We start from the raw sequence: 6,979 nt of genomic DNA on the forward strand, positions 1-6,979 counted from the left end.
GGCATCCGCGGCGGCAAGACGTTCGGCCAGCGGCATGTCGGGCGCGCCGGGCACCCCCTCGCGCAGGTACAGCGCCACGGCGCCGGCCAGCATCGCGGCCAGCACGACGGCAGGCCACAGCAGCCGGCCCCCGCGCGCGGCGGGCGTCGACAAGGCGGCGCGGCGGTCGGCGTCCAGCACCTTGCGGCCGATCTCGGCGCGCAGGCGCTGTGCGTCCTCGGGGCCGATCACGCCGCGTTCCAGGTCGCGTTCGACCTCGGCCAGCTGGTCGCGATAGACGCGCAGGTCATAGGACGCGGCGGGTGCAGCACCCGCGCGACCCCGCCGCAAGGGCGACAGGATGGCAAAGGCCGTAAGGGCCGTCAGGCCGGCAGCCAGGATCCAGAACATGCGTCACCTCCGTTGGGCCCGTACCTAGCGCGGATGGCGGCGGACCGAAAGCGCGCTGCGACAGGGCTGTCCGAATGTCGCATGTCGCATTTCGCCGCGATCTGCCGCAAGCCGCCTTGAGGGTCGGGGCCGTCGCAGCCATGGTGCAGGCAACCCGTTCCCTGAGAGGCACCATGCCCGACACCCCCCGCGCCCGACGCTATTCCGTCTTTGCCATCGCCCGCGAGGCGCTGCGTCAGCACAAGGGCTGGACGCGGGCCTGGGCCAGCCCGGAACCGAAATCGCGCTACAAGGTGATCGTGGTCGGCGCGGGCGGGCACGGGCTGGCGACGGCCTATTACCTGGGCAAGAACTTCGGCATCACCGATGTCGCGGTCATCGAAAAGGGCTGGCTGGGCGGCGGCAACACGGGCCGCAACACCACCATCATCCGGTCGAACTATCTGCAGGACCCGTCGGCGGCGCTTTATGAAAAGGCCCGCAGCCTGTATGAAGGCCTGTCCCAGGACCTGAACTACAACATCATGTTCAGCCCGCGCGGCCTGATCATGCTGGCGCAGACCGAACACGAGATCCGCGGCTACAAGCGCACCGTCTATGCCAACAACCTGCAGGGCGTGCAGACCGAATGGCTGGACCCGCAGCAGCTGAAGGCCAAGGTCCCGATCATCAACCTGGACGGGCCGCGCTATCCGGTGCTGGGGGGCCTGTATCAGGCCCGCGGCGGCACGGCGCGCCATGATGCGGTGGCCTGGGGCTATGCCCGGGCGTGTTCCGACATGGGCATGCACATCATCCAGAACTGCGAGGTGACGGGGGTCGAGACCGAGGCCGGACAGGTCCGCGCCGTCAACACCTCCAAGGGTCGCATCGGCTGCGACAAGCTGGCGATCGTGGTCGCGGGCCATTCCAGCCAGCTGGCCGCGATGGCCGGGTTCCGCCTGCCCATCGAATCCGTCGCCCTGCAGGCGCTGGTCAGCGAACCGATCAAGCCCTGCATGGACGTGGTCGTGATGGCCAACACCGTCCACGGCTACATGTCGCAATCCGACAAGGGAGAGATGGTGATCGGCGGTGGCACCGACGGGTTCAACAACTTTACCCAACGCGGCAGTTGGCAGCATGTCGAGGAAACCGTCCGCGCCCTGATCGAGACCTTTCCAATGATCAGCCGTCTCAAGATGCTGCGCCAGTGGGGCGGCATCGTGGACATGACCGGCGACCGGTCGCCGATCCTGTCGTCGACCCCGGTGGGCGGCATCTTCGTGAACTGCGGGTGGGGCACCGGCGGCTTCAAGGCGATCCCCGGATCGGGCTGGGCGATGGCCGAGCTGGTCGCCAAGGGCACGCCCGGACCGCTGGCCGCCGATTTCGGGCTGAACCGCTTCCGCGAGGGCCGGTTCATCGACGAATCGGTCGCCGCCGGCGTCGCGCATTAGGCGAGGGCGCGCCGATGTTTTCCCGCGACGGAACCCCGGACGCCATCCGCGAATTGCGTTGTCATGACAGGTTCGACCGAAAGGGTTCATCATGGCTGACCGCAACAACAATGGCCTCTACTTCATCGTCGGCGGCATCGTCGTCGTCGTGGCACTGCTGTTCTTCTTCATGTCCGGTGGCGACGATGCCGGTATGGCCACGACCGATCCGGTCGCAGGCGGCGATACCAACGTCAGCGTCGAAACCCCCGCAGCAGAGCCCGCGACCGACACGCCGGCCGTGTCTGTCGAAACCGACAGCCCCCCGGCCGTCGACGCCCCTGCCGAACCGGCGACCCCGGCGCCGGCCAACTGATGCCCTGACGCGCGCGACGGCCCGTCCGTCGTGCGCGACAACTGGGGTCCGGGGGCAGTCAGCCCCCGGCCATCGTCCGACAGCATGTCGGACAGACGGCACCGCCGGCTTGCGCCGCTGCGGTGCCTTTTCGCATCCGCAACTCTCGCACCCCAAGGAAGCCCGATGCTGATCCTGACCTGTCCCTATTGCGGTGTGAACGCCGAGGAAACCGAGCTGCATCCCGGCGGAGAGGCGCATCTGGCCCGCATCGGCCCGAACGGCACCGACGAGGATTTCGAAAGCTACCTGTTCGCCCGCAAGAACGCCAAGGGCGTGCATTTCGAACGCTGGCGACACGCCTATGGCTGCGGCAAGTGGTTCCTGGCCGCGCGCTGCACCGCGACGCTGCAGGTGTTCGGCACCTATCGGGCGCAGACGCCCCATCCCCCTGCCGACATCGTGGATGCGATCCGCAAGGCCCGCCCCGACTGGACACCCGACTGGACCCCCGCCGAAGGCATCGCCGAATGACCCACACGCCCCCCTTTCGCCTGCCCGCCGGTGGCCGCCGCATCGACCGTGCCTGGCAGGTCCCGTTCCGCTTTGACGGCCGCCACCTGCGCGGCCTGACCGGCGACACCATCGCCTCGGCGCTGCTGGCCAACGGCCAGCTGCTGATGGGCCGGTCCTTCAAGTACCACCGCCCGCGCGGCCCCATCGCCTCGGGCGCCGAAGAGCCGAACGCCCTGCTGGGCCTGGGCCAAGGCGGGCGGTTCGAACCGAACCAGCGCGCCACCACGACGCCCCTGACCCACGGCATGATCACCCGCAGCCAGAACTGCTGGCCCAGCCTGGAGGCCGATATCGGCGCGGTGAACAACTGGCTGTCACCGGTCTTTCCGGCTGGTTTCTATTACAAGACCTTCATCCATCCGCGCCCCTTCTGGAAACACCTGTTTGAACCCATCATCCGCCGCAGCGCGGGTCTGGGCCGGGCGCCGACCGATCCCGATCCGGACCGCTATGAACAGGCTTACGCCTTTGCCGACACGGTCGTGGTCGGTGGTGGCATCGCGGGCCTGACCGCCGCGCGCGACGCGGCAGCGGCGGGCGGCACCGTGCTGGTTTTGGAACAGGACGGGCATTGGGGCGGGCGCACGCCCACCGACCATGACGGCGGACAGGCGGCGATCGACGCGGCTCTGGCCGATCTGCGGGGCCGCGACACAGTCACCCTGCGTCGCAACACCATGGCCACCGGCCTTTACGACCACGGCTATCTGATCGCCCGGGAATCGCTGGCCGATCACGATCCGAACCAAGGCATCCCCCGCCAGCGCCTGTGGCGCATCCGGGCGGGCCGGGTGATCGCCGCGACCGGCGCGCTGGAACGCCCGTTGTCCTTTGCCTCCAACGACGTGCCGGGCGTGATGCTGGCCAGCGCGGTTCGCGACTTCATCGCCGATTACGCCGTGGCACCGGGGCGGCGCATCGTCGTGGTCACGAACAACGACGACGCCTATCGCACCGCCCTGACCGCGCATGCCGCGGGGCTGGAGGTCCCGGCCATCGTCGACGCCCGCCCCACCGCCGACGGCGCGCTGCCCCAGGCTGCGCGGGCCGCGGGCATCACCGTCCTGACCGGCACCGCCATCGCCAAGGTCAAGGGCGCCAAGCATGTCGAGGGCGTGGTGCTGTGCGACCACCAGTCCGACGGCACGCCTCGGCAGACCATCGATTGCGACGTGGTCGCCATGTCGGGCGGCTGGTCGCCGGTCGTGCACCTCTATTCGCATTGCGGCGGCAAGCTGACCTGGGACGAGGGCCAATCGATGTTCCGCCCCGACCCCGACCGCCCGCCCTTGGGCGCGGACGGACAGGGCAACGTGACCGTCGCGGGGGCCGCGAATGGTGATCTGCACTGCGCCGGCGATCTGGAACAGCCTGCGGGCGCGACCATGCCCGTCTGGGTCATGCCCGCCCGCGCGCCCTACAAGCTGCGCGCCAAGATGTGGCTGGATTTCCAGAACGACGTGAAGGTCACCGATGTCGAACTGGCCGCCCAGGAGGGTTATGCCAGCGTCGAGCACACGAAACGCTATACCACGCTTGGCATGGCGACCGATCAGGGCAAGCTGTCCAACATCAACGGCCTGGCGGTGCTGTCCAACGCGCTGAACCAGCCCATCCAGCGACCGGCACGACCACGTTCCGCCCGCCCTATACGCCGCTGACCCTGGCCACCATCGCGGCCGAGGCCAAGGACGACGCCTTCCAGCCCCTGCGCAAGACGCCGATCCACGCCTGGCACGACCGCAACGGCGCCAGCTGGGAACCGGTGGGCCACTGGCGCCGCCCCTATGCCTATCCCCGCGCGACCGAGGATCGCCACGCCGCCGTCAACCGCGAGATATTGGCGGTGCGGGCGGGCGTCGGCACGCTGGACGCATCGACCCTGGGCAAGATCATCGTCAAGGGGCCGGATGCCGGGCGTTTCCTGGACATGCTGTACACCAACATGATGTCCACCCTGCCGGTCGGCAAATGCCGCTATGGCCTGATGTGCAGCGAGAACGGCTTCCTGATGGATGACGGCGTCGTGGCCCGCCTGTCCGACGACACCTGGCTGTGCCACACCACCACGGGCGGCGCGGACCGGATCCATGGGCACATGGAGGATTGGCTGCAATGCGAATGGTGGGACTGGAAGGTCTATACCGCCAACCTGACCGAGCAATTCGCCCAGATCGCCGTGGCCGGACCCAAGGCCCGCGCCCTGCTGGAACGCCTGCCGGGCAGCATCGATCTGTCGGCCGAGGCGCTGCCCTTCATGGGCTGGTCACAGGGCGACATCGCCGGCATCCCGGCCCGCATCTTCCGCATCAGCTTCTCGGGCGAGCTCAGCTATGAGATCGCCGTCCCCGCCAATCGCGGGCTGGAGCTGTGGGAGCGTCTGCACGAGGTCGGCCGCGACCTGGGGATCACCCCCTATGGGACCGAGGCCATGCACGTGATGCGCGCCGAAAAGGGCTTCATCATGATCGGGGACGAGACCGACGGCACCATCATCCCGCAGGATCTGGGGCTGGACTGGGCGATTTCCAAAAAGAAGGCCGACTACATCGGCAAGCGCGCCCAACGCCGCAGTCACATGACCGACGGCACCCGCTGGAAGCTGGTGGGCTTGGAAAGCCTGTCGGGCAAGGTCATTCCCGACGGCGCCTATGCAGTGGCGGACGGCACGAACGGCAACGGCCAGCGCAAGACGCAAGGGCGCGTCACCTCCAGCTATCATTCGCCGACTCTGGACAAGCCCATCGCGATGGGCCTGGTCCGCCACGGCCCTGCCCGCATGGGGCAGGTGCTGGACTTTCCGATGCCGGACGGCGCGGTGATGCAGGCGCGGATCGTCGATCCGGTTTTCTACGACAAGGAAGGAAGCCGTCAGAATGGCTGAAGCGCTGGCTACCATCACCCCCGTCGCGGGGTTGGGCATGATCACCATCCGCGCCGATCTGGACCGCGCGGGCGACGCCCTGGCCGAGGCCGCGGGCCTGGCCATCCCCGATGACACCGCCACCGTCACCGACGGCAGCCGCACTTTGGCGTGGATGTCGCCGGACGAGCTGTTGCTGATCCTGCCGGTGGCAGAGCTGGCCGCGGCGCTGTCGGACCTGACGCAGGCGCTGACGGGCGAACACGGCTGGTGGCCGACGTGTCGGACGCGCGCGCCGTGTTCGACGTGACCGGGCCGCATGCCGCGGACGTGATCGCCAAGCTGGCCCCGGTCGATGCCGCGGCCCTGCCGGCGAACGCCCTGCGCCGCACGCGCATGGCCCAGACCGCCGCGGCCTTCTGGCGCATCGACGGCGGATTCCGCGTCATCGGCTTTCGGTCCACCGCCGATTACCTGTCGCTGATCCTGACCAACGCGGCCACGCCCGGCAGCCAGCTGGCCCCGCGCTGATCCCTGTCGCATGCGGGCGGGTCGGAACCCCGGCCCACCCCTTGCGTTGGTCCCCCGAATGCGCGACCGTCCGCGCCGAACCGAACCAACCCTTTCGAAAGGACCGCAAAATGGCCTTCACCCTTCCCGATCTTCCCTATTCGCACGATGCCCTGGAAGCCGGCGGCATGTCGCGCGAGACGCTGGAATACCACCACGACAAGCACCACAACGCCTATGTCACCAAGCTGAACGAGCTGGTGGCCGGGACCGAATGGGACGGCAAGTCGCTGGAGGACATCGTCAAGGGCACCTATCAGAAAGGCGCCGTGGCGCAGAACGGCATCTTCAACAATGCCAGCCAGCATTGGAACCACGCCCAGTTCTGGGAAATGATGGGCCCGAACCCCGGCCCGATGCCCGCCAACCTGGAAACCGCGATCAAGGACAGCTTTGGTTCGGTCGAGGAGTTCAAGAAGAAGTTCTCCGAAGCCGGCGTCGGCCAGTTCGGGTCGGGCTGGGTCTGGCTGGTCAAGAATGCCGACGGCACACTGGAGATCACCAAGACCGAAAACGGCGTGAACCCGCTGTGCACCGGTCAGACGGCGCTGCTGGGCTGCGACGTGTGGGAGCACAGCTATTACATCGATTTCCGCAACGCGCGCCCCAAGTACCTGGAGAACTTCCTGGACAAGCTGGTGAACTGGGAAAACGTCGCCTCGCGCATGTGAGGTCTGACACATCGATCGAAAGGCCCGCCCCTTGTGGCGGGCCTTTTGCGTGGCACCCGCGCCGGCATTGGCATTTCCGTCCGTCGCGGTATAAGACCACGGGAACACAGGACAGATCGGCAGGGCGGGCATGGCC

At 68.0% G+C, this 6,979-nt stretch carries 7 protein-coding genes and 1 pseudogene; 7 read left to right on the forward strand and 1 reads right to left on the reverse strand.

Going from position 1 to position 6,979, the window contains the following annotated elements; all coding sequences use genetic code 11:
* A partial coding sequence (gene ccmI, locus TY51_RS19725; protein ID WP_042253028.1) for a c-type cytochrome biogenesis protein CcmI occupies positions 1–390 on the reverse strand: 390 nt, incomplete at its 3' end.
* A 173-nt stretch (positions 391–563) separates the two neighbouring features.
* Here ccmI and TY51_RS19730 point away from each other — a divergent pair.
* From TY51_RS19730 to TY51_RS19755, 7 genes and pseudogenes are all read left to right on the forward strand, one after another.
* Positions 564–1,829 (forward strand): sarcosine oxidase subunit beta family protein, encoded by a 1,266-nt coding sequence (locus TY51_RS19730; RefSeq protein WP_081995326.1) that lies wholly within the window; start codon positions 564–566, stop codon positions 1,827–1,829.
* 91 nt (positions 1,830–1,920) lie between these two features.
* Complete coding sequence (locus TY51_RS19735) at positions 1,921–2,184, forward strand: hypothetical protein (protein ID WP_042253029.1); 264 nt, start codon at positions 1,921–1,923, stop codon at positions 2,182–2,184.
* A 165-nt stretch (positions 2,185–2,349) separates the two neighbouring features.
* Entirely contained in the window at positions 2,350–2,697 is a 348-nt protein-coding gene (locus TY51_RS19740) for a sarcosine oxidase subunit delta (protein WP_042253030.1), read from the forward strand.
* A pseudogene (locus tag TY51_RS19745) lies at positions 2,694–5,623 on the forward strand (sarcosine oxidase subunit alpha family protein). The gene TY51_RS19740 and the pseudogene TY51_RS19745 overlap by 4 nt, the downstream one beginning before the upstream one ends.
* Positions 5,616–5,912, forward strand: a complete 297-nt coding sequence (locus TY51_RS23845; RefSeq protein ID WP_231559167.1) for a sarcosine oxidase subunit gamma family protein — start codon at positions 5,616–5,618, stop codon at positions 5,910–5,912. Before TY51_RS19745 ends, TY51_RS23845 begins: the two are co-directional and overlap by 8 nt.
* Complete coding sequence (locus TY51_RS23850; RefSeq protein WP_231559168.1) at positions 5,882–6,133, forward strand: hypothetical protein; 252 nt, start codon at positions 5,882–5,884, stop codon at positions 6,131–6,133. Before TY51_RS23845 ends, TY51_RS23850 begins: the two co-directional genes overlap by 31 nt.
* 110 nt (positions 6,134–6,243) lie before the next feature.
* Entirely contained in the window at positions 6,244–6,843 is a 600-nt protein-coding gene (locus TY51_RS19755; RefSeq protein WP_042253031.1) for a superoxide dismutase, read from the forward strand.
* Positions 6,844–6,979 lie beyond the last annotated feature (136 nt).

Source organism: Paracoccus sp. PAMC 22219 (assembly GCF_000787695.1).
Lineage (GTDB): Bacteria > Pseudomonadota > Alphaproteobacteria > Rhodobacterales > Rhodobacteraceae > Paracoccus.

Bases quoted from the DNA above. Each gene is read 5' to 3' on its own strand.
- TY51_RS19735 (WP_042253029.1), top strand. From the start codon at position 1,921: ATGGCTGACCGCAACAACAATGGCCTCTACTTCATCGTCGGCGGCATC.
- TY51_RS19730 (WP_081995326.1), top strand. From the start codon at position 564: ATGCCCGACACCCCCCGCGCCCGACGCTATTCCGTCTTTGCCATCGCC.
- TY51_RS23845 (WP_231559167.1), top strand. From the start codon at position 5,616: ATGGCTGAAGCGCTGGCTACCATCACCCCCGTCGCGGGGTTGGGCATG.
- TY51_RS19755 (WP_042253031.1), top strand. From the start codon at position 6,244: ATGGCCTTCACCCTTCCCGATCTTCCCTATTCGCACGATGCCCTGGAA.
- TY51_RS19740 (WP_042253030.1), top strand. From the start codon at position 2,350: ATGCTGATCCTGACCTGTCCCTATTGCGGTGTGAACGCCGAGGAAACC.